The organism is Sinomonas sp. R1AF57 (assembly GCF_002224485.1).
GTDB classification, from domain to species: domain Bacteria; phylum Actinomycetota; class Actinomycetes; order Actinomycetales; family Micrococcaceae; genus Sinomonas; species Sinomonas flava.
In genome coordinates this window covers 364,323-388,881 of record NZ_CP022463.1, presented here as the reverse complement: position 1 = coordinate 388,881, position 24,559 = coordinate 364,323, and the positions used below count along the sequence as shown (strand labels likewise).

At 72.7% G+C, this 24,559-nt stretch carries 23 protein-coding genes and 1 tRNA gene; 17 read left to right on the top strand and 7 right to left on the bottom strand.

Annotated features, from left to right (window positions below; genetic code table 11):
• The first annotated feature begins 15 nt into the window (after positions 1–15).
• Together CGQ25_RS01910 and CGQ25_RS01905 are read left to right on the top strand one after the other, a co-directional pair.
• Positions 16–606: an RNA polymerase sigma factor gene (locus CGQ25_RS01910; protein WP_255405508.1), complete on the top strand. Its 591-nt coding sequence runs from the start codon at positions 16–18 to the stop codon at positions 604–606.
• A complete protein-coding gene (locus tag CGQ25_RS01905; RefSeq protein ID WP_208711559.1) occupies positions 603–1,388 on the top strand; it encodes a hypothetical protein in 786 nt (261 codons plus the stop codon). Before CGQ25_RS01910 ends, CGQ25_RS01905 begins: the two co-directional genes overlap by 4 nt.
• A 29-nt stretch (positions 1,389–1,417) precedes the next feature.
• Here the strand turns inward: CGQ25_RS01905 and upp are convergent, their stop codons facing one another.
• Complete coding sequence (gene upp / locus CGQ25_RS01900; protein ID WP_208711558.1) at positions 1,418–2,053, bottom strand: uracil phosphoribosyltransferase; 636 nt, start codon at positions 2,051–2,053, stop codon at positions 1,418–1,420.
• 19 nt (positions 2,054–2,072) lie between these two features.
• Positions 2,073–2,825 carry a phosphatase PAP2 family protein gene (locus tag CGQ25_RS01895; RefSeq protein ID WP_255405507.1) on the bottom strand — a complete coding sequence of 251 codons (753 nt, stop codon included), beginning with the start codon at positions 2,823–2,825 and terminating at the stop codon, positions 2,073–2,075.
• A gap of 45 nt (positions 2,826–2,870) precedes the next feature.
• Between CGQ25_RS01895 and tadA the strand changes: the two genes are divergently transcribed.
• The 7 genes from tadA (at position 2,871) to CGQ25_RS01860 (ending at position 7,042) form a co-directional block, all read left to right on the top strand.
• Entirely contained in the window at positions 2,871–3,368 is a 498-nt protein-coding gene (gene tadA / locus CGQ25_RS01890; RefSeq protein ID WP_208711557.1) for a tRNA adenosine(34) deaminase TadA, read from the top strand.
• An 84-nt stretch (positions 3,369–3,452) separates the two neighbouring features.
• Positions 3,453–3,953: an RNA polymerase sigma factor gene (locus CGQ25_RS01885; protein ID WP_208711556.1), complete on the top strand. Its 501-nt coding sequence runs from the start codon at positions 3,453–3,455 to the stop codon at positions 3,951–3,953.
• Positions 3,946–4,596 carry a methylated-DNA--[protein]-cysteine S-methyltransferase gene (locus CGQ25_RS01880; protein ID WP_208711555.1) on the top strand — a complete coding sequence of 217 codons (651 nt, stop codon included), beginning with the start codon at positions 3,946–3,948 and terminating at the stop codon, positions 4,594–4,596. The genes CGQ25_RS01885 and CGQ25_RS01880 overlap by 8 nt, the downstream gene beginning before the upstream one ends.
• Positions 4,593–5,300 (top strand): alpha-ketoglutarate-dependent dioxygenase AlkB, encoded by a 708-nt coding sequence (locus CGQ25_RS01875; protein ID WP_208711554.1) that lies wholly within the window; start codon positions 4,593–4,595, stop codon positions 5,298–5,300. Before CGQ25_RS01880 ends, CGQ25_RS01875 begins: the two co-directional genes overlap by 4 nt.
• Positions 5,297–5,905, top strand: a complete 609-nt coding sequence (locus CGQ25_RS01870; RefSeq protein WP_208711553.1) for a DNA-3-methyladenine glycosylase I — start codon at positions 5,297–5,299, stop codon at positions 5,903–5,905. Before CGQ25_RS01875 ends, CGQ25_RS01870 begins: the two co-directional genes overlap by 4 nt.
• A gap of 4 nt (positions 5,906–5,909) precedes the next feature.
• Positions 5,910–6,896 carry a DNA-3-methyladenine glycosylase gene (locus CGQ25_RS01865; RefSeq protein ID WP_208711552.1) on the top strand — a complete coding sequence of 329 codons (987 nt, stop codon included), beginning with the start codon at positions 5,910–5,912 and terminating at the stop codon, positions 6,894–6,896.
• A gap of 59 nt (positions 6,897–6,955) precedes the next feature.
• Positions 6,956–7,042: transfer RNA gene (locus CGQ25_RS01860), tRNA-Ser, on the top strand.
• A gap of 69 nt (positions 7,043–7,111) precedes the next feature.
• On the opposite strand, the gene CGQ25_RS01855 is transcribed toward CGQ25_RS01860, so the two are convergent.
• From CGQ25_RS01855 to CGQ25_RS01850, 3 genes are all read right to left on the bottom strand, one after another.
• A complete protein-coding gene (locus tag CGQ25_RS01855; RefSeq protein ID WP_255405506.1) occupies positions 7,112–8,341 on the bottom strand; it encodes a Dyp-type peroxidase in 1,230 nt (409 codons plus the stop codon).
• A complete protein-coding gene (locus CGQ25_RS18245) occupies positions 8,338–8,910 on the bottom strand; it encodes a copper chaperone PCu(A)C (RefSeq protein ID WP_222703686.1) in 573 nt (190 codons plus the stop codon). Before CGQ25_RS18245 ends, CGQ25_RS01855 begins: the two co-directional genes overlap by 4 nt.
• Before the next feature lie 130 nt (positions 8,911–9,040).
• A complete protein-coding gene (locus CGQ25_RS01850) occupies positions 9,041–9,667 on the bottom strand; it encodes a hypothetical protein (RefSeq protein WP_208711550.1) in 627 nt (208 codons plus the stop codon).
• A 130-nt stretch (positions 9,668–9,797) separates the two neighbouring features.
• On the opposite strand from CGQ25_RS01850, the gene CGQ25_RS01845 reads away from it, so the two are divergent.
• Positions 9,798–10,979 carry a cation:proton antiporter gene (locus CGQ25_RS01845; RefSeq protein WP_208711549.1) on the top strand — a complete coding sequence of 394 codons (1,182 nt, stop codon included), beginning with the start codon at positions 9,798–9,800 and terminating at the stop codon, positions 10,977–10,979.
• Here the strand turns inward: CGQ25_RS01845 and CGQ25_RS01840 are convergent.
• Positions 10,930–12,024, bottom strand: a complete 1,095-nt coding sequence (locus CGQ25_RS01840; protein WP_208711548.1) for a glycerophosphodiester phosphodiesterase family protein — start codon at positions 12,022–12,024, stop codon at positions 10,930–10,932. The two genes, CGQ25_RS01845 and CGQ25_RS01840, sit on opposite strands and share 50 nt — an antisense overlap.
• Positions 12,025–12,347: 323 nt before the next feature.
• Between CGQ25_RS01840 and CGQ25_RS18375 the strand changes: the two genes are divergently transcribed.
• The 7 genes from CGQ25_RS18375 to CGQ25_RS01810 all read left to right on the top strand — a co-directional run bounded on the left by CGQ25_RS18375 (position 12,348) and on the right by CGQ25_RS01810 (position 21,641).
• A complete protein-coding gene (locus CGQ25_RS18375) occupies positions 12,348–12,815 on the top strand; it encodes a molybdopterin-dependent oxidoreductase (protein WP_255405505.1) in 468 nt (155 codons plus the stop codon).
• A gap of 98 nt (positions 12,816–12,913) precedes the next feature.
• Positions 12,914–13,153 carry a hypothetical protein gene (locus CGQ25_RS18370; protein ID WP_255405504.1) on the top strand — a complete coding sequence of 80 codons (240 nt, stop codon included), beginning with the start codon at positions 12,914–12,916 and terminating at the stop codon, positions 13,151–13,153.
• A gap of 48 nt (positions 13,154–13,201) precedes the next feature.
• Positions 13,202–13,867, top strand: coding sequence for a hypothetical protein (locus CGQ25_RS01830; protein ID WP_255405502.1), 666 nt, complete (start codon positions 13,202–13,204; stop codon positions 13,865–13,867).
• Between the two features lie 82 nt (positions 13,868–13,949).
• Positions 13,950–14,684, top strand: coding sequence for a YcnI family protein (locus tag CGQ25_RS01825; protein ID WP_208711547.1), 735 nt, complete (start codon positions 13,950–13,952; stop codon positions 14,682–14,684).
• Between the two features lie 48 nt (positions 14,685–14,732).
• Positions 14,733–15,398 (top strand): DUF4232 domain-containing protein, encoded by a 666-nt coding sequence (locus CGQ25_RS01820; RefSeq protein ID WP_208711546.1) that lies wholly within the window; start codon positions 14,733–14,735, stop codon positions 15,396–15,398.
• Between the two features lie 473 nt (positions 15,399–15,871).
• Positions 15,872–20,803 carry an ATP-dependent helicase gene (locus CGQ25_RS01815; RefSeq protein WP_208712814.1) on the top strand — a complete coding sequence of 1,644 codons (4,932 nt, stop codon included), beginning with the start codon at positions 15,872–15,874 and terminating at the stop codon, positions 20,801–20,803.
• On the top strand, positions 20,796–21,641 hold the full coding sequence (locus tag CGQ25_RS01810; RefSeq protein ID WP_208711545.1) for a DNA-formamidopyrimidine glycosylase family protein: 846 nt from the start codon (positions 20,796–20,798) through the stop codon (positions 21,639–21,641). The genes CGQ25_RS01815 and CGQ25_RS01810 overlap by 8 nt, the downstream gene beginning before the upstream one ends.
• A gap of 102 nt (positions 21,642–21,743) precedes the next feature.
• On the opposite strand, the gene mgtA is transcribed toward CGQ25_RS01810, so the two are convergent.
• Positions 21,744–24,467, bottom strand: coding sequence for a magnesium-translocating P-type ATPase (gene mgtA, locus CGQ25_RS01805; protein WP_208711544.1), 2,724 nt, complete (start codon positions 24,465–24,467; stop codon positions 21,744–21,746).
• Positions 24,468–24,559 lie beyond the last annotated feature (92 nt).

Sequence of the window (24,559 nt, the reverse complement as noted above, 5' to 3'; positions counted from 1 at the left end):
AAGGAGGAAGACCGGTTGACGACCCAGAAGCTGCCCGGCCACACGGTCCCCGATGCGGGCCCCGCCGACCTGGCTAGCCTCTTCACGGCTGCCTACCGGACCTACTCGGCGTCCGTTCGCGGGTACCTCCGGGCCCGCGGCGTGGACGACCCGGACGCAGCCACGCATGACGTCTTCCTCGCCCTCTACACCCGCATGACTCCCCCCGAAGGCGACGCCGGCCCCGGCACCCCGCCGCGCGTGACCGGCGGCCTCGAAGGGGCGAAGGCGCTGGCCTTCACCATCGCCCACGGACGCGCGGTGGACCACCACCGCCGCCGCTCGCGCACCCCGCTCCTCGTCGCCCACGAGCAGGACGAGGACCCGCGGCCCTCACCCCCCACCCCCGAGGACGAGGTCCTCGCCGCGTCGGGGGTGCTTCGCCTCCTGGGCGACCTCAGCGACGACCACCGCGAGGTGCTCCTGCTGAGAGTCGTCGCCGACCTGTCCATCGAGCAGACGGCAGAGATCATGGGACGGACCACCGGCGCCGTGAAGCAGCTCCAGCGCCGAGCACTCGATGCCCTCCGAGCCACCGCGAAGACCGCAGAACTGAGCACACGATGAACGCCACCCAGGATCCGGACGATCTCCTCATCGTCGACCAGCTCCTCGCCGACGTGGATGCCGACGAGGCGGATGACCTGCGCCCCCTGCTCGACGAACTCCGGGCCGTGGCCCACGAGGGGCCCGTCCAGCCGAACCGCGCGCTGGCCGCACTCCTCGTCGACGAGGGCTCCGTTGCTGGCATGCCCACCGCGGCGCTGCCCACAGCCCCCGTCTCCGCGGTCACGAGCCCCGCCGCCGCCGCACTCCTGGGCCACACAGCCGACGAGACCGCGGACGTCATCGACCTTTCCCGCCAGAGGGAGCGACGGGCCGCCCGCCGACGCCGCCCGCTTGCCGCCGCCGTCATCATCGCGGCCGCTGCGCTCGGCACCGCGGCAGTCGGCGTCGCCGACTCCAGCCTCCGCGGCGGACTCGGGGGCGGGGTCGAGACCATCATCGGGACGGTCACGGGACAGCAGACCGAATCCCCCGCCCCGGCGCGGACCGCCCCCGCCGCGCCCACGGCGGGCACGCCAGCCGCACCGCCGTCGCCGGAGGTCCAGCTCACGACGCCGGCCGCGACCTCTGCCGCTCGGCCCACCGCGACGGCGTCCCCCACTCAGACGACCACGGCGCCGAGCGCGATCCAGCCGAACCTCGCCCCATCGGTGCCGGCGGTTCCGCTCCCGCCCGGTGTCGAGCCCAGCGCGCTGCCGAGCGCGCCCTCAGACGGCCTCCTGCCAAAGGTTCCGTCGCTGCCCCTGCCCACCAGCCCGGACCTGCTGCCCGGAACCCGCTGAGATCGGGGCGCCGGGCCGGCGGCGTCGCGCTACTTCGCGAGACCGTAGAGGCGGTCTCCGGCGTCGCCGAGCCCGGGGACGATGTAGGCCTTCTCGTTGAGCCGCTCGTCGATCGAGGCGAGGACTACCGTGACCTTCGCGTCCCCCACGCCCTCCTCGACCCGCTTGAGCCCTTCGGGGGCGGCGAGGAGGCAGATGCACGTCACGTCGCTCGCACCCCGCTTGAAGAGGAACCTGATGGCCTCGCTCAGCGTGCCGCCGGTGGCGAGCATCGGGTCGAGGACGAAGACCTGGCGGCCCGTGAGGTTCTCGGGGAGCCGCTCGGCGTACGTGACGATGTCCAGGGTCTCCTCGTCGCGCGCCATGCCGAGGAAACCGACCTCGGCGGTGGGCACGAGCTTGACCATGCCCTCGAGCATGCCGAGGCCGGCCCGGAGGATGGGGACGACGAGCGGGGTCGGCTTGGTGAAGGCGGTGCCGACGGTCGTCGCGACAGGCGTCTCGATGGTGACGGGCTCGGTGCGGACCTCGCGGGTCGCCTCGTAGGCGAGCAGGGTCACGAGCTCTTCGGCCAGCTGCCGGAAGACCGGGCTCGGGGTGTTCTTGTCCCTCAGGACAGTGAGCTTGTGGGCAACGAGCGGGTGGTCCACCACGAGTGTGCGCATGCGGACAAGCTACCGCATCTCACGATGCGGACTCATCCCCCGGTCCCGTGGCCTGCGCCCTGGCCCTCGCGGCGGCCCTGCGGAGCCGCATGAGGTGGAAGACCCGGTGGGCGAAGATCACGACGCTCAGCCACGCGAGCCCGAGGAACCAGGCAGCGATGACGTCGGTGAGCCAGTGGTGGCCCAGGTAGACCCGGGACAGCCCGATCGCGAGCGCGTACAGTCCCCCGGCGGCGATTGCGGCCACCCGGGCCCACAGGGCCTTCAGCTTCAGGCACGCGAGGTACACAACGATGCCCGCGATGACGGTGGCGTTGAGGGTGTGGCCGCTGGGGAACGACGCCGAGTACTCGTAGGGCGGAACGGCGAGTGCGAGCGGGGGCCGGGCGCGGCCCGTGAGCTCCTTGCCGAAGATCGTCACGAGCAGCGACCCCGCGGCAGCGGCGGGGACAAGGACGAGCGGACGCCAATGGCGCATCCAGATCGCGAGGAGGACCATCGCGGCAGCCGCCGTGATGGGCGCGATCACCCCGCCGCCGAGGTTGGTGAAGGCAGTGACCCCGGCCATGAGCGCCGGCGTGCGGGAGGCGACAGCCCAGTCCAGCACCGGCTGGTCCATGGCGGCGAGTGCGCCCTTCTCCACGACCGACTCGTACACCTCTCCCCCGGCCCAGCTGAATCCGAGCGCGAGCGCCGCGCCGATCGCGAGCAGCGTCCACATCGAGCCATTGGGCCCCATCAGCTTCCAGAGGGCATCGATCAGGCGGTGCATGGCTCTTGCCTCCTCGGGTGGGGCCTCGAACCTATCATTGGAGCCATGCCCGGCCCCGAACCCCTGCACCAGGACGCGCGCCACGAGCAGTGGATGCGGCTCGCGCTCGTGGAGGCCAGGGCCGCGGAGCAGACCGGCGACGTCCCGATCGGCGCGGTCGTCGTCGGCCCCGGAGGCGAGGTGCTCGCCGTCGGGCGCAACGAGCGCGAGGGGGTGGGCGACCCGACTGCGCACGCCGAGGTCCAGGCGATCCGCGCAGCCGCGGCTCGTCTGGCGCACGACGGCGGCGGCGACGGCTGGCGTCTGGCCGACTGCACGCTCGTGGTCACTCTCGAGCCGTGCGCCATGTGCGCGGGGGCGATCGTGCTCGCCCGGATTCCCCGGGTCGTCTTCGGAGCGTGGGACGAGAAGGCGGGCGCGGCAGGCAGCGTGTTCGACATCCTGCGCGAGCGAAGGCTCAACCACTGGGTCGAGGTCTATGGGGGCGTGCTCGAGGACGAGTGCGGCGCTCTCCTGCGGTCGTTCTTCGCGGCGCACCGCTGAGCGGCCGGGCCTCGTCAGGACGTTGATCGGCGCGAACATGAACCTGCACCTCACATTTCCGGTCCCTGCGGCGTCTGCATGGTGATGGACACGAAACAGCCCTTCGAGAAGCTCGTCGAACTCCACGGCGCCACGGTGCTGCGCGTGTGCCGCGCGGTCGTCGGACCCGTGGAGGCCGAGGACGTGTGGCAGGAGACGTTCCTGTCCGCGCTGCGCGCCTACTGCGACCTTCCCGCGGGAGCCAACGCGGAGGCCTGGCTGGTGACCATCGCCCATCGGCGCTCGCTCGACTCGGTCCGCGCGGCGGGCAGGCGGGCCGTGCCCATCGCTGACCTCCCCGAAGGCCGTTCGCGGCTCGGGAATCCGGGCCCGCCCGGGGATGGCGTGTGGGAGCACGTCGCGCTTCTCCCCGACAAGCAGCGCAGGGTAATCGCCTATCGGTATCTCGCAGACCTGCCCTTCGGGGAGATCGCCGAGATCGTCGGGGGGACGCCTGCGGCGGCTCGGAGGGCCGCCTCTGATGGGCTCAGGAAGCTGCGGGGCCTCGTGGCTGCCGCATCACCGAAAGGAGACCCGTATGACTGACCAGACGGGGGCTGGGCCGGGCCCGGATCGGACCGGTCCGGTCGATCTGGCCTTCGCCCCGCACCTGACCGAGATCGATCCGGCTGTGCTCGTCCGCCTCCGCGCGTCCCTCGCCGAGAGGGCTACGGGCGAGGGCGTCCTGGATGTCGCCTACCGCATCGTCGACTCCCCCGTGGGCCCGCTCCTCATCGCGGCCACGAACAGGGGCCTCGTCCGGGTGGCCTACGAGCGCGAGGACCATGACCTGATCCTCCAGCAGCTCTCCGACCGGCTCAGCCCGCGGGTCCTCGAAGCCCCCGGCCGGCTGGGGTCGGCCGCCCGGCAGATCGAGGAGTACTTCGCCGGCCGGCGCCGCCGATTCGATGTACCCCTGGACCTGAGCCTCTCCGCGGGATTCCGCCGCACCGTCCTGCAGCATCTCGGCGAGATCCCGTTCGGAGTCACTGAGAGCTACACCGAGGTGGCGCGTGCCGTGGGGAGCCCCAAGGCCGTGCGGGCCGTGGGGACGGCGTGTGCCACGAACCCGCTGCCGGTCGTGGTCCCCTGCCATCGGGTCCTGCGCTCGGACGGCAGCCTGGGCGGGTACATCGGCGGGCTGGAGGCAAAGTCCCTCCTCCTGCAGCTCGAGGCGGCCGCCGCATGACGAGTGCCCTGTTCGGCGACGACCTGCTCGAGCGCCCCCGCCGGGTCGTTGCCCCCGGCGCGGTCCACGTGCCCGGGTGGCTGCGCCCCGAGCAGCAGTCATGGATCGCCGACCGGTTCCGCGAGTGGGCCGCCGGCCCGGTCCCCCTTCGCGCAGCGTCCGTGCGCGGCCACGAGATGTCGGTGAAGACTGTCTGCCTGGGCTGGCACTGGCAGCCCTACCGCTACAGCCGGGAGGCCACGGATGTGAACGGGGCGCGCGTCCTGGGCTTCCCGGACTGGCTGGTGCGCGTGGGACGCCTCGCGCTGGCCGAGGCGTACGGCGAGGGAGAGCAGGCGGAGCGCTACACCCCGGACACAGCCCTGGTGAACCTCTACGACGACCAGGCCCGCATGGGGATGCACCAGGACCGCGACGAGGCATCCCGAGAGCCGGTCGTCTCACTGTCCATCGGGGACAGCTGCCTCTTCCGGTTCGGCAACACCGAGACGCGCTCCAAGCCCTACGAAGACCTCGTCCTCGCGTCCGGGGACCTGTTCGTGTTCGGCGGCCCGTCCCGGCTCGCCTTCCACGGGGTGCAGAAGACGTTCCCCGGAACGGCGCCCCCGGACTGCGGGATCCGTTCCGGGCGCATCAACATCACACTCCGCGTCACCGGAATCGATGACGCGTCGACCCGCACGGCTGGAAGGGGAACACCATGAGCGAGACGTCACTCATCACGGGCGAGGACGGTCTGGTGCGGCCCTCATGGGCCAGCTCGGATGCCCTCATGCAGCAGTACTACGACACCGAGTGGGGCCTGCCCGTGCGGGACGAACAGGGCCTGTACGAGCGCATCTGCCTCGAGGGGTTCCAGGCCGGGCTCTCGTGGGCGACCATCCTGCGGAAGCGGCCCGCCTTCCGGGAAGCCTTCGCGGACTTCGACCCCGACGCCGTCGCGCGCTTCACGGACGACGACGTCGAACGTCTCATGCTCAACGAGGGCATCGTCCGGAACCGGGCCAAGATCAACGCTGCCGTCACCAACGCGAGGGCCACCATCTCCCTGCGCGACGAAGGGGGTCTGGCCGAGTTCGTGTGGTCCTTCCAGCCGGCGGAGACCCCGGCTCCGGTGACCTACGCGGACATTCCCTCGACCTCTCCCGAGTCCGTGGCCCTGTCCAAGGCGCTGCGCAGGCGCGGCTTCTCGTTCGTCGGGCCGACCACGATGTTCGCGCTGATGGAGGCTGTCGGCATCATCGACACGCATCTGGTGGGCAGCCACCGCCGGGGCAGCTCCGGGGTCTGGCCCCTCCCAGGAGCCTGACGGCATGACCGCACACGTCGGGCCGCAGCGCACCCGGGTCCGCCTCGACGCGCGGGGCGGCCTGGAACCCGAGGCCATCGTCGCCAGCCTTGCGGCGCACACCGTGCCCGGCGCCGAGCGGACTGACGTCGAGGCGTCCTCCCACGAACGCCTCGTGCCCACGGCACTCGGGCCCGTGGCTTTGAGGGTGTGGTTCGATCGGGACGGGGCGGAGGTGGCCCTCGGAACGGAGGACCCGGCCGCGGTCGCAGCGGTGCTGGCCTCCGTCGAGCGCTGGCTGGACCTCTCGGCCGACTTGGAGCCCGTGCGCTGGGCACTGGGAGGCGATCCCGACCTGGGACCGTGCGTCCGAGCGCGTCCAGCTCTGCGCGTCATCGGCACGACCGACCCGTTCCAAACCGCGGTGACCACGGTGCTGGGCCAACAGGTCTCGCTCGGCGCAGGGCGGACCTTCGCCGGCCGGCTGGTCGCCGCCTTCGGCACGCCCGGTCCAGCGGGGCTGGTCTCCTTCCCGACCGCCGAGGCGCTCGCGGACCAGGACACCGAGATCCTGAGGGCGACCGTCGGGCTCACCGCCATGCGAGCGAGGACCGTGAGTGCGCTGGCCACAGCCGTCGCAACGGCACACGGCGCTGGGGGGCAGTCCGCGGACAGCACAGGAGCCGAGGGCAGCGCGCGAGCAGCCCTGTCCGGCATCCTTCCCCTCAGCCGCGCTGAGCTCCTGGCCCTGCCCGGGATCGGGCCGTGGACCGCGGACTACCTCGAGGTGCGGTACGGCCACCGCGATGCGTTCACCCCAGGCGACCTGGTCCTGCGCCGGGCGCTCGGCGGTCTCAGCGCCCGAGAGGCAGCGGAGCGTGCCCGGGCATGGAGCCCCTTCCGGGCCTACGCACTCACCCATCTGTGGACCGCGTCGGCGTACGCGGTCCACGTCCCCGTCAGGCCCGGACTTGGCGCCCATGGGAGCGGACCCGCGCCCCTCCCCTCCTGAGCCCCCGAGCGGGCTCAGTTTTGACCTGCGCGCAGCAGCCGGTAGAGTAAATGCCTGCTGGTGGTGTGTCCGAGCGGCCGAAGGTGCATCACTCGAAATGATGTTTGGTGTAAAAGCCAACGGGGGTTCAAATCCCTCCACCACCGCCCAGCACGAAGGCCCCGGGACCCGCCGATTCAGGCGGAACCCGGGGCCTTCGTCATTCCCGGACGGCCTCAGCCGAGCAAGGTCTCACCGATGTAGCCGCCCTCGCGGCACCCCGGTGGGATCGCGAACACGGCCGAGCCGATCGGCGTCGTCCACCGGTTGAGGAGGTCCAGCTCGTCGAGCCGCCGCTGGATGGGCACGAACTGGCGGTCCACGTCGGCCTGGAACGAGACGAAGAGCAGCCCCGAGTTCGAGACGTCGTCGCCGACCGGGGTGTCGTCGTAGTTGTATCCGCGTCGGAAGATGCGCTCGGACGGCGCTGCCGGCTGTTCGCCCCGGGCCCGCCTCACGTGTGAGTAGTCGGCGATCACAGGGAAGCCGAGCGGGGTCGTGGCGGAGAAGTCCGGCTCGTCGTGCTCGCTGCCCCCGGTCAGCGGCGCCCCGTCCGCCAGCCGTCGGCCCACAGAGGCTTCTTTCCCCGTCGGATCGAGCGCGTCCCACCCGTCGAGGTCCATGTGGATGCGGCGGACCACCGCCCCCGTCCCCCCGGCCAGCCACCCCTGCCCGGACCACACGGCCTCGTCGAAGTCCGGTGTCCCCGGGACGGGGTTCGCCGTCCCGTCGACCTGGCCGAAGAGGTTCCGCATGGTGGTGCCCGCGGGGGTGGATCCGTAGGCCCGGCGGAAGCCGCGCTGCACCCATCGGACGGCGGCGAAGCTCCGCGCGTCCTTCAGCAGCATCCGCGACGCGTGGGCGACCGTGACCGGGTCGTCCGCGGCGATCTGCAGGAGCAGGTCGCCGTCGGAGAACTCCGGCCGCAGCCGGTCGATGCCGAATGCGGGCAGCGGCCTCAGCCACGCCGGGGTCTGGCCGCCGGCACGCTGCACGAAGCGGGGCCCGACACCGAACGTCACGGTGAGCCCGGCCGGGACGACGGCGAGCTCAGGCTCGGTGTCCGCGAGGGCCGGAGCGCCCTGGGTGAGCCGTGCCGCGTCGTCGGAGAGGAGCCGCATCATGCGGCGCAGGCCGTCCCGGTCCACACCGTCCCGCAGGTCCAGGCCCACGAAGGCGGCGTGGGCCTGCGGACTCGTGTCCACCCCGGCCTGGTGCTCCCCGAAGAACGGCACCGTGTGGCCGCCGTTCAGCGCCGCCTCGGCCTGGGACGCGGGCGCGTGGTCGAGCGCGCGGACCGTGCCGAGCGCCGCGGCCGCTCCGACCCCGGCGGCGGCCCCGCCGATGAGGAACTGCCTCCTGCTCTGGCGCGACCGCACCGGCGCGGCGGCCACCGAGCGCGTCAATGCCCCGCCCCGGCGGACGGCGAAGGAGTTCCCACATAGGACTCGTTCGCGCCCGAGAAGTCCTTGACCCGCGCGGTGAGGTCGAGGGTCGAGTGGTCCGAGAACGTCAGCGTGACGGTGACGTCGTCGCCGGCCCTGAGCGGGGCGGCGAGGTCCATGAGCATGATGTGGTCCGCGCCCGGCCGGAGCGTGAGCGAGCCTCCGGCGGGGATCGTGAAGCCGCCGTCCTTGGCGCGCATCGCCGGCTGACCGGAGGAGCCGGCCACGGTCTCGTGGAGTTCGACGCGGTGCGCGGCATCGGTGCTCGCGGCAACGAGCGTGACGTCCCGCGGCGCCCTGTTGGCGATGGTCCCGAACGCCCCGGTCATCCCGGTCGGGGCGGCCTTGACCCAGGCGTCGGACACGGTCACGGCAGAGCCGGCCAGGCCCGACGAGGTCCCGGCCGAAGGGGCCTGGGCCGAAGCGGTCTGGGCGGGCGCACTCGCAGAAGGACCGCCGGCGCATCCGGTCAGGGCGAATGCAGCGGCGAGGACGGGGGCGCCGAGGCGCAGGAGGGCAGAGGTGTTCACGGTGTTGTCCCTTCGTGGGGCTCCGGCGGCCGGGCCATCGGGCGCAGGCCACCGGCGCCGCCCGCGCCAGGCGCGGCGGCGTCATGCAGTGGATGGATGCCGGAAGGCCCGCGCGGCCCGAAGGCGCGCGTCAGGCCGGGAAGGGACGCGGTGGTCCGCGGCGCTGGACCGCGCACCGCTGGGGCGCGGAGCAGAGGATGGCCTCGCGGTGCCGCGCTGCCGTCGGATGGGCAGGGCGGACGGGGACGACGACGGGAAGGTCGAGGCGCAGGCTCTCCCGGGCCCAGACCAGGACCTCGACAGCGAGCTCGCGCAGGCGCGCGATCGCCCGCTCGCCGCGGTGAAACGCGGCGATCGTCAGGAGGGTGGCCACGGCGTGCGCGAGCCACATCGACGGCTCCCCGCCCATGGCGTCCGCCATCGCGCCGTCCGCCGGCAGGGCGGTTCCGGGCGCGGCGGCACCGTGCAGGTGGCGGGCCGACGACGGCAGTGGGGCCTGCGGCGTCGTGCCCAGGACGAACAGGGTGTGGAAGAGCAGCTGGCTCGCCGAGATCCCGAGCGCCAGACGCCAGAAAGAGACGCTGCGCCCGGCCAGCCCCGTGCAGACGAAGACCGAGAGGACCCAGGGGACGGCGACGCCGAGAAGCCCCGGGACGGCGCCCCCGCCTGCCAAGTGCGAGGCGAGCGCCCCGAGCGTCGCAACCGTGGCCGCGGACAGCCCGCGCAGCAGGCGGGACGGCCTCGACGACGGGTGCATGCCTCCATTATCACAAGGCACGCTGCGTCTCCCGCCCGGAAAGCGCGCCCCGGCGTATGATGCGGCTCACACGACAGCCGAAGGGAGCGACCATGTCCGCCACGGGGCCCGACCGCCCAGGTGGGCGCTAGTGTCCTTCGTCGAGCTGTCCCTCATCTGCGTCATAGCGCTCCTCGGCCCGGCGCTCGCGGCAAAGCGGTCATGGCATCTGCCCCTCGTCCTCGGGGAACTCCTTGCCGGAGTAGGCTTCGGCGTCTCGTTCCTGGGGTGGGTGGATGCCGGCAACGAGACGCTCTCCTTCCTCGCGGACATCGGGTTCGCGCTCATGATGTTCGTCGCCGGCACCCACGTGCCCATGCGGGACAGGACCATCCAGTCCGCTGCGGGCAAGGGCGCACTCCGGGCCGCGATCGCGGCGGTCCTCGCAGGGGCGCTCGGCGTGGGCGTCGCCCTCGGCTTCGGGTCCGCCAACGCCCCGCTCTACGCCGTGCTCATGGCGTCATCGTCCGCGGCACTGGTCCTGCCGGTCGTGGACTCGCTCAGGCTCAAGGGCCCCAGCGTGCTCGAGCTCACGGCGCAGGTCGCCATCGCGGATATTGCGGCCATCGTCGCCCTCCCGCTCGCCATCGACCCGCCCAACGCCGGGCCGAAGGCCCTGGGGGCGCTCGCGGTGGCCGCGTGCGCCGTGCTCCTGTGGGCCGTCCTGAGGCACTTCGAGCGCGACGGCTCGCGCCAGCGCCTCCACGACGTCTCGGAGGAGCGGAAGTTCGCGCTCGAGCTGCGCATCCAGCTCTCGATCCTGTTCGCCCTCGCCGGCCTCGCCGTGGCCGCCCACGTCTCGATCATGCTCGCGGGCTTCGCGTTCGGGCTCGCGGTCTCCGCCGTCGGGGAGCCGCGCCGGCTCGCGCGGCAGCTGTTCGCGCTCAACGACGGCTTCCTCGGCCCGGTGTTCTTCGTGTGGCTCGGGGCGTCGATCGACCTGCGTCAGCTGGCAGGGCACCCCCAGATGATCCTGCTCGGCCTCCTGCTCGGCGTCGGGGCCGTGGCGGCCCATGCGGCCAACCGGCTCACGGGCCTGCCGCTGCCGTTCGCCGCGGCCTCGGCCGCCCAGCTCGGTGTCCCCGTCGCGGCGGCCACGATCGGGCGCGGCGTCGGCGTCCTCGCGCCCGGCGAGGACGCCGCCCTGCTCCTGGGCGCTCTCATCACCATCGGGGTGACAACGGCGGCCGCCGCCTGGGCGGCACGCCGCGCCGTCGGGGAAGTCAGGCCGCCGGATAGGCCTTCGGAAGGCGCATCCCCCGCTCAGCCATGATGTCGCGCAGGACATTTGGGTAGTCCGTGATGATGCCGTCTACGCCCATGTCGATGAGAGCCTCCATCGTCGCCGGGTCGTCGCAGGTCCACGGGACGACCTTGAGACCGCGCTCATGGGCCTCCGTGATCATCTTCTCGTCCGGGTAGAAGCGGAAGCCCGGCTGGCCGACCGCGCCGTTCTGCGGGAAGCCGTAGTTCGGGGACAGCGCCGTGACGCCCTCGATGGACGCTGCGGCCGCAACGAAGTCGCCGCCGAAGTCGTCGGCGTCGATCCCGCCGAGCCATGGCGACGCGCCGGGCTTGCCGACCTGGAGGAAGTCGTAGTTCGTCAGCGCCACGAGCGGCAGGTGGGGAGCGATCCGGTGCATCTCCTTGAGCGCGCCCCAGTCGAAGGACTCGATGGTGACTTGGGGATCCATGCCCGCGGCGTGGATCTCCTCGTAGACGCGGTGCACGAACAGCTCGCGCGGCGCGGTCTGCTCGGGGGCCCCGGCCTCGACCTTGGTCTCGATGTTCATCATGACGCCCTTGGCGTAGTGGGCCTCGACGACCGCGAAGATGTCCTTGAGCTCGGCCATCTTCACCCCGGGGATGACCTCCTGCTGGGGGAATCCGGGGAGCTGCTGCCAGCCGCAGTTGAGCGTCTTGACCTGGGCGAGGGTGAGGTCCTTGATGTACTTTCCGACGTACGGGTACATCGGATCGCCCGCGGTCACAGGCGCTGTATCGGCGCACTTGCGGGCCTGGACCTGGCGGTCGTGGGTGACCACGACGGCGCCGTCCCTGGTGATCTGCGTGTCGAGCTCGAGAGTGGTCACTCCGAGCTCGATGGCCTTGGCGAAGCCCTGCGGCGTCTCCTCGGTCGTCATGCCGATGCCGCCGCGGTGGGCCTGGAGGTCGAAATGGGTCTTCTGGGGCAGGACTGCCTGGGGATGCGGTGCGAGGTTGCGGTCGGTGTCATCCGCCATCGCCGGGGAGGCCGCGAAGGAGAGTGCGCCGAGCGCAAGAATCGTGCCGAGTGTCTTCAACAGGGGGGAATTCATGCCGAGAAGAGTAGGAATCGCCGCAGAACGTCTCCCTACCCGTCAGTAAGGAGAAGCGAAACCCTCCGTGAACACCGGTCGTCGTTCACCTCTTGGTGCCAGCCGCAGGGGGCGCCCACGCTGGCTGCATGCGAGCCAAGATCAGCGCTCGGTGCAGGCCGAATCGGCATGGGACCGCACCGGCCGCCGCACCAGAATCCCTGCCGGCCCCGGCCTTCACGGCTCCCACGTCTGGACCGATCACGGCCGGTGAGCTGGAGTTCGCGCGGCGCAATCACTCGGCCCCGCTCGAGACGCTCCGCTGGCCTCTCACCCCGCCAGGGGTGCACTACCTCGTGGTCCACTTCGACGTGCCCCAGATCGACCCGGAGTCATGGCGCCTCAGGGTCGGCGGTGCCGTGGAGCATCCCCTCGAGCTGAGCCTGAGCGACCTCCGCCGGCGTCCACGTCGAACGGTCCCTGTGACGCTGGAATGCGCAGGCAACGGCAGGGCCAGTCTCGACCCCCGGCCCGTGAGCATGCCGTGGGACACGGGCGGGTTCGGCACTGCGGAGTGGACCGGGACACCGCTTGCTCCGATCCTTCACGAGGCAGGGATCCCGCCCGAGGCTGTGGACGTGCTGTTCACCGGCGCCGACCGGGGCATCCAGGGCGGTCTCGAGCAGGATTACGCGCGCTCGCTCGCTGTCGCCGAGGCGATGGAGGACACGCTCCTCCTCGCCTATGAGATGGACGGCAGGCCGCAGACGACGCCGGGGAGCCCGTCACGCGCATGCGTGTCCGGGCGCTGATGGTTCCGCCCGGAATCCCGGACTTCGCCTCCCGTCGGCGCCTCATGGATGCCGGCCCCACCTTGCTGCGGGGGCGTGCCTGGTCTGGAAACGGGCCTGTGCAGCGCGTCGAGGTCGCGATCGACGGGCACTGGGCCGACGCCCACGTCGAGCCGGCCCCGGGCGAGCACGCGTGGCAGGAGTTCAGCTTCGCGTGGGTCGCCACTCCGGGGAGTCACACAGTCGGATGCAGGGCCACCGATGCGGCCGGAACCGTCCAGCCCCTGGAGGCTCCGTGGTCCTTCCAAGGCATGGGAAACAACGCCGTCCAGGAAACCGAGGTCGAGGTGCGCGGCTAGACTGAGGAGCCGGCCTGCGTGGGCCGTGCAGAGTCCCGGAGGTGCCGCATGCCTGTGCTGTCCGCGGCACGGTCCCGCTCACCGTTCAGCGGCCTGCGCACGACGGCGATCGCCGGCACCGTCACCGCGCTCGCCGCCGGGGCGCACGCCTGGGCGGGAGGCTCGCTGCCCCACCCCTTCATCGTTCTGGCGCTCGTCGCGCTTGTGGCCCTGGCCTCGACAGTCGCCGGTCGGTACCGGCTGCGCGTCCCCGCGCTGATCGCGGTACTCGGCGCGGGCCAGCTCGCGCTCCACGAGGCGTTCACGGCCTTCGCCGCACCGGCCAGCGCTCCCTCCGCCGCAGCCGCCGTGCTCGCCCGCGGGCGGCATCAGCACTCCGGCGACGCCGTCGCGGCCCTGGCCTCGCTCCCGTCCGGCGCACCGGCGAGCAGCGGCGACGTGCTCACCGCCCACGCGCACGCCTCCCCGCTGATGCTGGCCCTGCACGCCGCCGCAACGGTCGCGTGCGCCGTCGTGCTCCGCCGGGCCGAGCTCGCCCTGACCGCCGTGGCCGACTGGCTCCGGCCGCTCACCCGCCTTCCCCGGCCCGCCGCCGTCATGCCTGCCACGACGGACCTGCCGGTCATCCCGCGCCCTGCCCGCCGCGTGCTCCCGTGGCGCCAGCTCGCACCCCCGCCGCTGCGCGGCCCACCCCCGGCACCCGCCTTCGCCTGAGCGCCCCCGATCCCGGAGGCGCCCTCACCTGTACCCTCCGTACTGGCGCGCGCCCGAGGGCCGCGCCGCGAAAGGCCCTGCCATGAACGCCTCCCCCGCCCGCCGTGCCCTGCGAACGCTCGCTCCCGCCGCCCTCGCCGGCGGCCTCCTCCTGGCCGGCGCCGGCGCTGCCGCCGCGCACGTGGGCATCACGCCCTCCGCGACCGACGCCGGTTCCTCCTCGCTGCTGACCGTCGCCATCCCGCACGGGTGCGGCGAGAGCCCCACGACGAAGGTCGCGATCTCGCTCCCCGCCGAACTGGTCGACGCGCAGCCCACCGTCAACCCGAACTGGACCGTGGAGAAGGTGACCCAGAAGCTCGGGGCACCGCAGAAGCTCGCCGACGGCTCGAGCGTCACCGAGCGGACAGCCCAGGTCGTCTACACCGCCAAGGCCCCGCTCGAGGCTCACCTGCGCGACACCCTCGTCCTGAGCGTCAAACTGCCCGTCGACGCGGCCGGGAAGACCCTGTACTTCCCGACCCTGCAGACCTGCGAGGCCGGACAGACCGACTGGAAGGAGATCCCGGCCGAGGGCCAGGACCCGCACGGGCTCAAGGCCCCCGCCCCCTCGGTGACCGTGACGGCTCCCGCCACGGCAACGGCCTCCGGCCATGACGGGCATGGCAGCGGCGCGGATGCGGCGGCCTCCGTGACATCCGGCGCCGCCGCGGACCCGGGCTCGGGCGCGGCGGGCTGGGCAGGGCTCGTCGCGGGACTCCTCGGCCTCGTGATGGGAGGCCTCGCGCTCCTGCGCACACGCTCCCGCGCCTCATGACGCGTGCGGGACCTTGACGCAGATGTGACTGGAGTGAAGGGTGGGACTATGACTCGCCGCCGCGCCGCAGCGCTCCTCCTCCCCTTCGGACTGGCCGCCGCCCTCGCGGGCTGCGGCTCCGGCACCAGCGCCTCCCCCACGGGGTCGGCAACCAGCAGCCCGGCGAGCCCGACGACGGCGGCCGCCTCGCCGTCGTCGTCAGGCTCGGCCACTCCGTCCGGCTCCCAGCCCTCTGCCCCTGCTCCCAGCGACAGCGGGACCGCAACCGCCCAGGGCGGGCAGGGGCAGGCGGGCGTCGCGCGGTGCCTGTCGACGCAGCTCGAGGGCAGCATCCAGCCGGGCCAGGGCGGGGCGGCGGGCACGGTGTACCAGAACCTCGCCCTGAAGAACGTCTCGCAGACCCCGTGCCTGCTGGAGGGGTTCGCGGGCGTCTCGCTCACCAACGGCCCGCAGGGGGAACCGATCGGCGCTCCCGCGGACCGGGACACCTCGACCCCCGTGACGCCGATCATCCTCGAGCCGGGACAGAGCGGCGCTGCGGAATTCGGGCTGGGCCAGGCGGGGAAATACACGAACTGCGCGGTGGTCGACGCGGCCGGCTACCGGGTGTACCCGCCGGAAGACTACGGCTCGCTGTTCATTCCCGCGCAGGTCATGGCCTGCAGCAATGCGGATATCCACCTGCTCACGCTGCGCGCTTTCCGCCCATTCTGAGAAAAAACTTCAGAGCAGAGAAGGACGGCCGGAGCGCAGCGCGCCCCGGCCGTCCGGGCCAGCGCCTCTGGACTCGACTCGACGCGTCAGATCCGCGGAGTCAGGACCGCTGGCCGGCCCTCCGAGCTTCCGCCCGCATCAGCGGCTGGGCAGTGTCAGAGGGCGTCTTTGCGCCGCCTCGGGAGGAATTGCTCCGTCGCGGCCTTGGCGCGCTTCTCGGCACGCTTCTCCTTGATGGATTTACCCTGCTTCGCATTCTTTGAATTTCGCGGCGACTTCCCCGACATTTCAGCTCCTTTTCGGTGAACTGCAATAACGCGTATTCACGACCATACCCGAGAAAAAAATAAAAGCCAGTCGGCCCAGAGAAGCCCTCCCCCCTCCCCCGGGGGCGGCGGCCCAGGACTGTCGGAGGCGTGCGCGATGATGGTGCCGTGGCAGATGCAGGCTCGGCCCTCGGCACCGCCGCGGTGATGGAACGCTTCGGCGCGGCCACCCGTGCGTGGTTCCTCGGCGCCTTCCGGGAGCCCACCTCCGCGCAGACTGGCGCGTGGGAGGCGATCTCCTCCGGCCGGCACGCCCTCGTCGTCGCGCCCACGGGCTCCGGCAAGACCCTCGCCGCCTTCCTGTGGTCCCTCGACCGCCTCATGACGCACGACGGCGCCCGGGCACCTGCCGCGGACGCCCTCCCGGGGCTCGAGGCGGCGGCTGGGGCGAGCAGGAGCGAGACGAGCGCGGGCGGTGCGCGGCGGCGTCGTGCGCCCAAGAACAAGACCAAGGTCCTGTACATCTCGCCCCTGAAGGCGCTCGGGGTCGACGTCGAGCGGAACCTGCGCGCCCCGCTCATCGGCATCTCGCAGACGGCCGCGCGGCTCGGCTCGCCCGTGCCCGAGGTGAGCGTGGGCGTGCGCAGCGGGGACACCTCGGCGTCGGACCGCCGGGCGCTCCTGTCCAGTCCCCCGGACATCCTCATCACGACCCCCGAGTCCCTCTACCTCATGCTGACCTCGCAGGCGCGCGAGACCCTCGCCGAGGTCGAGACCGTGATCGTGGACGAGGTGCACGCCGTCGCCGGGACGAAACGGGGGGCCCACCTCGCCGTCTCGCTCGAGCGGCTGGACGCGATCCTCCCCAGGCCCGCACAGAGGATCGGCCTCTCCGCGACGGTCGAGCCCCGCGACCTCGTGGCGCAGTTCCTCGCGGGCCAGGCACCGTGCGAGGTCGTCGCACCCCCGGCGAAGAAGACGTGGGAGCTGACCGTGACGGTGCCGGTCGAGGACATGAGCGACCTCGCGGGCGCCGCAGCGGCGCATGACAGCGGGCCCGCGTCGGGCCTGCAGCCGCAGGCCTCGATCTGGCCGCATGTCGAGGAGAAGATCGTCGACCTCATCCTCGCCAACCGCTCCACGATCGTCTTCTCGAACTCGCGCCGTCTGGCCGAGCGGCTCACGGGACGGCTCAACGAGATCTACGCCGAGCGGCTCCAGCCCAGCGTCTGGGACGAGCCGCTTCCGGTGGTTGAGCGAAGCGAAGCGGAGTCGAAACCCGGTGGCAGCTCCGCTCGCCAGCCGGGGGTTTCGACTGCGCCCAACCACCGGGTGCAGGCCCGGACCCCCGCCGAGATGATGGCGCAGGCGGGCCAGACCGCCGGCGCCGACCCGGTGCTCGCCCGCGCCCACCACGGCTCCGTCTCGAAGGAGCAGCGTGCCCAGATCGAGGACGACCTCAAGTCCGGCCGGCTGCGGTGCGTCGTGGCGACCAGCAGCCTCGAGCTCGGCATCGACATGGGCCTCGTGGACCTCGTGGTCCAGGTCGAGTCCCCGCCGTCGGTCGCCTCCGGCCTCCAGCGCGTGGGCCGGGCCGGCCACCAGGTCGGCGAGGTCTCCCAGGGCGTCCTCTTCCCCAAGCACCGGGCAGACCTCGTCCACACCGCCATCACGGTCGAGCGCATGCTCTCCGGCCAGATCGAGGCCCTGCGGATCCCCGCGAACCCGCTCGACATCCTTGCCCAGCAGACCGTCGCAGCCACGGCGCTGGGGCCGATCGACGTGGAGGAGTGGTTCGACGTCGTGCGCCGCTCCGCTCCGTTCGCGACGCTCCCGCGCTCGGCCTTCGACGCGACCCTCGACCTCCTGTCCGGCAAGTACCCCTCGGACGAGTTCGCGGAGCTGCGCCCGAGGATCGTGTGGGACCGCACCGAGGGCACGATCGAGGGGCGCCCGGGCGCCCAGCGGCTGGCCGTCACCTCGGGCGGCACCATCCCGGACCGCGGGCTGTTCGGCGTCTACATCGTGGGCAGCGAGGAAGAGGGCTCGGCCCGGGAGGCGGCCCGCGGGGGCCGGCGCGTGGGCGAGCTCGACGAGGAGATGGTCTACGAGTCCCGCGTGGGCGACATCTTCGCCCTCGGCGCCACGAGCTGGAAGATCGAGGACATCACCCACGACCGCGTGCTCGTCTCCCCGGCCTTCGGCCAGCCCGGCAAGCTCCCGTTCTGGAAGGGCGACGGCCTGGGCCGCCCTGTCGAGCTCGGCCGCGCCCTGGGGGCGTTCCAGCGCGAGGTCGCGGGAGCGGACCGGGAACGGGCGACGGCGCGCATCGAGGCCGCGGGCCTCGACGCCTTCGCGGCGAACAACCTCCTGCAGTACCTCGACGAGCAGAAGCAGGCCACGACCGTGGTGCCCAGCGACCGGACGCTGGTCGTCGAGCGCTTCCAGGACGAGCTGGGCGACTGGCGCGTCGTGCTGCACTCCCCCTTCGGGATGCCCGTCCACGCGCCGTGGGCCCTCGCCGTCGGTCGGCGGCTGAGCGAGCGGTACGGTCTCGACGGGTCCGCGATGGCTGCCGACGACGGGATCGTGCTGCGCGTGCCGATGATGGAGGATGAGCCACCCGGCGCCGAGCTGTTCGTGTTCGAGCCCGAGGAACTCGACGGCATCGTGACCGAAGAGGTCGGAGGCTCCGCCCTGTTCGCCGCGCGCTTCCGCGAGTGCGCGGCCCGTGCCCTCCTGCTTCCCCGGCAGAACCCGGCCAAGCGCCAGCCCCTGTGGCAGCAGCGGCAGCGCGCGTCCCAGCTGCTCGACGTCGCCAAGAAGTACCCGCAGTTCCCGATCATCCTCGAGGCAGTGCGCGAATGCCTCCAGGACGTCTACGACCTCCCCGCGCTCCGCGACGTCGCCGCCGCCGTCCAGCGCCGCGAGCTCCGGCTCGTCGAGACCACCACCCAGCAGCCCTCCCCCTTCGCCCGCTCGCTGCTCTTCGGCTACGTCGCCCAGTTCCTCTACGAGGGCGACTCGCCCCTCGCCGAGCGCCGCGCCGCCGCCCTCTCCCTCGACGCGACCCTGCTCAACGAGCTCCTCGGCCGCGCCGAGCTGAGCGAACTGCTCGATGAGAAGGTCATCGAGCAGACCGAACGGGAGCTGCAGCGGCTCACCGAGGAGAGGAAGCTCAAGGGCCTCGAGGGCGCCGCCGACCTGCTGCGGCTCCTCGGGCCGCTGTCTGTGGAGGAGGCTGCCGCCCGAACGGTGGTTGAGCGAAGCGAAGCGGAGTCGAAACCCCACCTGGAGGTCGTCCGGTCGGACCTGCAGGAACTGGTCGCGGCCCGGCGGGCCCTGCTCGTGAACGTCGGCGGCGCGGAACGGTACGCCGCGATCGAGGACGCCTCCCGGCTCCGGGACGCGCTCGGGGTCCCGCTGCCCATCGGGGTCCCGCTCGCGTTCATCGAGCCCGTGGCCGATCCGCTCGCCGACCTCGTCGGGCGGTACGCGCGCACGCACGGCCCCTTCACGGCCGGGGAGGCGGCGACGCGGCTCGGGCTCGGCGTAGCGGTCGTTCACACCACGCTCAAGCGCCTCACCGCCGATGGCCGCGTCATCGAGGGAAGCTTCCGGCCAGCGGCCGCGCCGGCCCAGGGCCAGCCCCTATCCGGAGCGGCCACGGAGGCGCTCGCGGCCCGGGAGGAGTGGTGCGACGCCGAGGTGCTGCGGAAGATCCGCCGACGCTCGCTCGCGGCGCTGCGGGCCGACGTCGAGCCCGTGGACCAGGCCGCGTTCGCCCGCTTCCTCGCAGCCTGGCAGCACATCGGGGACCCCCAGGACGGCCGCCGCCGCGGCTCGCTGAGGAAGCACGACGGCGTCCTGACGGTCGTCGACCAGCTCGCGGGCGTGCCGATCCCGGCCAGCGCCTGGGAGCCTCTCGTCCTGCGCAGCCGGGTCGCGGACTACGCGCCGGCCCTCCTCGACGAGCTCATGGCCGCCGGCGAGGTCGTGTGGACGGGCGCGGGGGCGATCCCCGGCAATGACGGCTGGATCAGCCTGCACGTCGCCGACTCGGCCGCCCTCACCCTCGCACCAGACCCGGACTTCACCCCGGAGGACGCGCACGAACGCGTCCTCGAGTTCCTGGCCAGCGGCGGGGGCTACTTCTTCCGCCAGGTCGCCGAGGCTGCCGGCGGGATGGATTCCGTCCTGACGGACCAGGCCGCGCTCCAGGTCCTGTGGGACCTCGTGTGGGCCGGGCGGGTCACCGGCGACACGTTCGCCCCTGTGCGGGCCCTGCTCGACTCCGGCCACACAGCCCACAGGCAGCCCTCGCGGACGCCGCGGGCCCGCTCGTACGGCGGCTACGGCGGTGCGGTGCGCGGCGGGCGCCTCCCGCGGCTCGGCCGGCTCGGCGCCGTCGGCCGCCAGGGTCCCGACGCTCCCTCCGGGGCCACGCCGCCCACCGCCGTGGGCCGCTGGTCGGCGGTGCCCGCGACCGACCTCGACACGACCGTGAAGCTGCACGCCCTCGCCGAGCTCCTCATGGACCGCTACGGCGTCCTCACGCGCGGCTCCGTGATGGCCGAGAGCGTCCCGGGCGGGTTCGGCCTCCTGTACAAGGTGCTCTCGCGGCTCGAGGAATCCGGGACGTGCCGCCGCGGCTACTTCGTCGACCGGCTGGGCGCGGCCCAGTTCGCCGTCCCGGCCACGGTGGACCGGCTGCGGCAGTTCTCCCGCGACGACACGCTCGCCGCCGGCCCGGAGGCCGCGCCCGCTCGGGCAGCGCTCGCGCTCGCCGCGACCGACCCGGCCAACCCGTACGGCGCGGCCCTCGCGTGGCCGGAGGTGCCGGGCGCCGCGACCGGCCACCGGCCCGGCCGGAAGGCAGGGGCGCTCGTCGTGACGGTCGACGGCGCGCTAGCCCTCTACGTGGAGCGCGGCGGCAAGACCCTGCTCGCCTTCACGGACGACGACGCCGTGCTGGCCCCGGCCGCGGCGGCACTCGTCGGCGTCGTACGATCCGGGGCCGTGGACCGGCTCGCGATGGAGAAGGTCAACGGGCACGACCTCCTCGACACGCCCCTCGCTCGGGCGCTGACAGCGGCTGGGGCGTACTCGACCCCCCGCGGGGTGCGGATCCGTGCCTGAAGGCGACAACGTCTACCAGGCCGCGACGCGCATGCACGCGGCCCTCGCCGGCAAGAGGCTCGCCGCGAGCGACTTCCGCGTGCCTGCCTTCGCCACGCTCGACCTTGCCGGGTGGACGGTCCTCGAGGTGGTCTCCCGCGGGAAGCACCTGCTCCACCGCCTCGCTCCGCCGCCGGGAAACACGCACGACGGCGACGGCCGGCTGAGCGTCCACTCGCATCTGTCGATGGAGGGCAGCTGGCAGGTCTACGGGCCGGGCGAACGGTGGCGCAAGCCGGGGCACACCGCCCGGGCGGCGCTCACCACCGAAGACGGCACGAGCGCGGTCGGGTTCTCCCTCGGCCTGCTCGAGGTGATCCCGACCGCGGAGGAGGACTCCGCCGTCGGGCATCTGGGGCCCGACCTCCTGGGCCCCGACTGGGACCCCGCGCTCGCCGAGGCGAACCTGCGGGCGCTTCCCGAGCGGGCCGTCGGCGCGGCGCTGCTCGACCAGCGCAACCTAGCAGGGATCGGGAACATCTACCGCTGCGAGCTGTGCTTCCTGGGCCGCGTGCACCCCGCGACCCCCGTGGCCGCCGTCCCGGACCTGCCCGGCATGGTCGCGATGGCCAAGCGGCTGCTCGAGGCGAACAAGTCCCGGTCCAGGAACACCGTGGGCGGATTCGGACCGCGCAACGCCACCTGGGTGTACGGGCGCACCGGCCAGCCCTGCCTCCGATGCCGGACCAGGATCGTGCACGGCAGCCTCGCGGAGCCCCTCCCCGGGACGGGGCCGCTGCTCGGGGAGACGCGGGAGCGCGACATCTACTGGTGCCCGAACTGCCAGCCCCTCCGCTGAGCCCGCACCCGCCTCCCGCAATTGTCGGCTTGCGGCGGGTCGCAGGCCCGGCACCCGCTGTTACTCGACAATTGCGGCTCGTGGGGTGGACGGGGCAGGCGCCTACCGGCGGCCGGCTGAGACCCCGTGCCCCGGCGGCCGCCGCACCTTCGCCTTGCCGGTGTGCACGAGGAACGGGGCAGCACGGCGGTGCACCCGGGCCCGCCCGTGGTGCAGGCCCACCGCGACGCGCGCCTCGGCGCGCTCCTGGGCGCGTGAGGGCGCCTCCCGCACCGCCCTGGCATCTGCCGCGCGGTAGTAGAAGTGCTTGGCGGTCTCGACGAGCACGAGGTACAGGATCACCATCCCGACCAGCGCCAGGAAGAAGTCGGCCGGGAGGGGCCAGAACCCGATGACCGCCCCGATCGGGGTGTACGGGATGACCGCACCGATGGCCACGATGGCAAGGACGCTCGCGGTCAGCGCGACGGAGGCACGGCTGCGCAGGAACGGGATGCGCCGGGTGCGGATCGCGAAGACGATGAGCGTCTGCGTCGCGAGCGACTCGACGAACCAGCCGGCCCGGAACTCTTCCGGAGCGGCCTGGAAGACCCACAGCATGAGCCCGAAGGTCGCGAAGTCGAACAGTGACGAGATGGGCCCGAACACGAGCATGAAGCGCCGGATCGCCCGGATGTCCCAGTGCGCTGGCTTCCGCAGCTGCTCCTTGTCGACCCGGTCGGTGGGGATGGCGAGCTGGCTCGAGTCGTAGAGCAGGTTGTTGAGCAGGATCTGCCCGGGCAGCATCGGCAGGAACGCGAGGAAGGCGCTCGCGGCCGCGGCGGAGAACATGTTGCCGAAGTTGCTGCTCGTGCCCATGAGCAGGTACTTGATGGTGTTGGCGAAGATGCGCCGGCCGCCCATCACCCCGTCTGCGAGCACGCCGAGGTCCTTCTCGAGGAGCACGACGTCGGCGGCATCCTTCGCGACGTCCGTCGCCGAGTCGACGGAGATCCCGACATCGGCCCGGTTGAGCGCGAGCGCGTCATTGACGCCGTCGCCGAGGAACCCCACCGAATGCGCGCGGCGCAGGACCTTGACGATGCGGGCCTTCTGCTCGGGCGAGACCCGCGCGAAGGTCCGGGCTCCGGCGGCGGCGGCCGCGAGCGTGTCGTCGTCCATCGCCTCGACCTCAGCCCCGGTGAGCACGGTCCCCGGGGACATGCGCAGCACGGAGGTCACGTGCTCGGCCACGAGGGCGTTGTCCCCCGTGGCGATCTTGACCTCGACCCCGAGGCCGGCGAGCCGGGCGAGGGACGCCCGCGCGTCCCCCTTGGGCCGGTCGATGAAGCTCAGGTACCCGGCGAGCGCGAGCTGCCCCGCGGCGTCGTGCGCGCAGCCGGCCCCGGTCGCCTGCGCGGGGCCGCTTGCGACGGCGACCACGCGTGCGCCGCGCCGGAACAGGGACTCGAGCGCCGCGCGGTCGGCGTCGGTGACGCCGGCACAGGCCTCCAGGACGGCCTCCGGCGCGCCCTTGACGATGCGCACCGCTCCGCCGGGTCCGGCGACGGCCGTCTCCATGGTCCGGCTCTCGTGGTCGAAGGGCCGCAGTGACAGCCGCCGGTGCCCCGCCAAACGCGCGGGAAGGTCCGGGAACGCCTCCCAGAGCGCCGCGTCCACCGGGTTCTGGCCGGCACCTGTCGCACCCGGCTCTGCGGGATCCACCTCGCAGCACAGGAGCGCGAGCTCAGCGAGCCGCCGCGCGCCGTCGTCCGAGCCGAGCCCCGCGGACGGGACCGCCTCCTCGAAGCCGATCCTTCCCTCGGTGAGGGTGCCGGTCTTGTCCGTGATGAGGACGTCGAGGTTGCCGAGGTCCTCGATCGCGAGGAGCCGCTTGACGAGCACGCCCCGCTTGGCCAGCAGCCGCGAGCCCGCGGCGAGCGAGGTGCTCACGACGGCGGGCAGCAGCTGCGGCGTGATGCCCACCGCGATCGCGAGCGAGAACAGGACGGACTCGAGGAAGGGCCTCTGCAGGAGCAGGTTGATGACGAGGATCCCCGCGGTCAGGGACAGCCCGACCCACAGGAGCATGAGCGAGAACTCCTTGAGCCCGCGCTGGAACGAGGTCTCGGGCAGGCCCTGCGCGAGACCGGCCGCGATCCGCCCGAACTCGGTGCGGCGGCCGGTCGCGACGACGACGGCGCGGCACGAGCCTGCGTGGACCACCGTGCCCATGAGGATGCACGAGGAAAGCTCGGCGAGGTTCGTCCCCTCGGGAACGGGCTCAACGGCCTTGTCGACGGCGGCGGACTCGCCCGTGAGCACGCCCTCGTCCGCCTCGAGGCCCTCGGCTTCGAGGAGCCGGGCGTCCGCGGGGACGATGGCGCCGAGGCCCACGCGTATGACGTCGCCCGGTACGAGCTCGCGCACAGGCACCGGCCGTTCCGTTCCGCCGCGCAGCACGACTGCGGTGTGGGAGATGCGGCCGTGGAGGTCCGCGGCGGTCTTCTCCGCGCGGTACTCGTTGACGAATCCGAGGAGCGCGCTGCCGAGCAGGATCGCGAGGATGATGAGGGCGTTGACGCGGTCTTCGGTGGCGAAGGACAGCGCGGCGGCCGCGACGAGGAGCCCCTGGAGGGGGCTCGCGAACTGGCGGACCAGCACGTGGAACCAGCTCACCCGCCGCGCCTCGAGGACGTTCGCCCCCTCTGCGAGGCGGCGCGCGGCCTCCTCCTCGGAGAGGCCGGCGGGGCCGGAGGCGAGGTCGGCGAGGACGGCGTCGGCGGGCCGGGCAGCGGCCGCGGCGGCGGTCAGGTCTGGGCGCCCGGAGGCGACAGTCACGCTCACGGGCCACACTCTACGCGCGCAGTCCGAACGGTTGCCGCGTCATGGAAAGTCGACCGCCTCTCGCCGGCACCGGCCGTTTCCTTCGCCGGGGT

Coding starts and splice junctions, on each gene's coding strand:
- CGQ25_RS01830 (WP_255405502.1), top strand. CDS start 13,202: ATGCCTGTGCTGTCCGCGGCACGGTCCCGCTCACCGTTCAGCGGCCTG.
- upp (WP_208711558.1), bottom strand. CDS start 2,053: ATGCGCACACTCGTGGTGGACCACCCGCTCGTTGCCCACAAGCTCACT.
- CGQ25_RS01885 (WP_208711556.1), top strand. CDS start 3,453: ATGGACACGAAACAGCCCTTCGAGAAGCTCGTCGAACTCCACGGCGCC.
- CGQ25_RS01865 (WP_208711552.1), top strand. CDS start 5,910: ATGACCGCACACGTCGGGCCGCAGCGCACCCGGGTCCGCCTCGACGCG.
- CGQ25_RS01905 (WP_208711559.1), top strand. CDS start 603: ATGAACGCCACCCAGGATCCGGACGATCTCCTCATCGTCGACCAGCTC.
- CGQ25_RS01850 (WP_208711550.1), bottom strand. CDS start 9,667: ATGCACCCGTCGTCGAGGCCGTCCCGCCTGCTGCGCGGGCTGTCCGCG.
- CGQ25_RS01820 (WP_208711546.1), top strand. CDS start 14,733: ATGACTCGCCGCCGCGCCGCAGCGCTCCTCCTCCCCTTCGGACTGGCC.
- CGQ25_RS01840 (WP_208711548.1), bottom strand. CDS start 12,024: ATGAATTCCCCCCTGTTGAAGACACTCGGCACGATTCTTGCGCTCGGC.
- CGQ25_RS01875 (WP_208711554.1), top strand. CDS start 4,593: ATGACGAGTGCCCTGTTCGGCGACGACCTGCTCGAGCGCCCCCGCCGG.
- CGQ25_RS01815 (WP_208712814.1), top strand. CDS start 15,872: ATGGAACGCTTCGGCGCGGCCACCCGTGCGTGGTTCCTCGGCGCCTTC.
- CGQ25_RS01895 (WP_255405507.1), bottom strand. CDS start 2,825: ATGCACCGCCTGATCGATGCCCTCTGGAAGCTGATGGGGCCCAATGGC.
- CGQ25_RS01880 (WP_208711555.1), top strand. CDS start 3,946: ATGACTGACCAGACGGGGGCTGGGCCGGGCCCGGATCGGACCGGTCCG.
- tadA (WP_208711557.1), top strand. CDS start 2,871: ATGCCCGGCCCCGAACCCCTGCACCAGGACGCGCGCCACGAGCAGTGG.
- CGQ25_RS01870 (WP_208711553.1), top strand. CDS start 5,297: ATGAGCGAGACGTCACTCATCACGGGCGAGGACGGTCTGGTGCGGCCC.
- CGQ25_RS01825 (WP_208711547.1), top strand. CDS start 13,950: ATGAACGCCTCCCCCGCCCGCCGTGCCCTGCGAACGCTCGCTCCCGCC.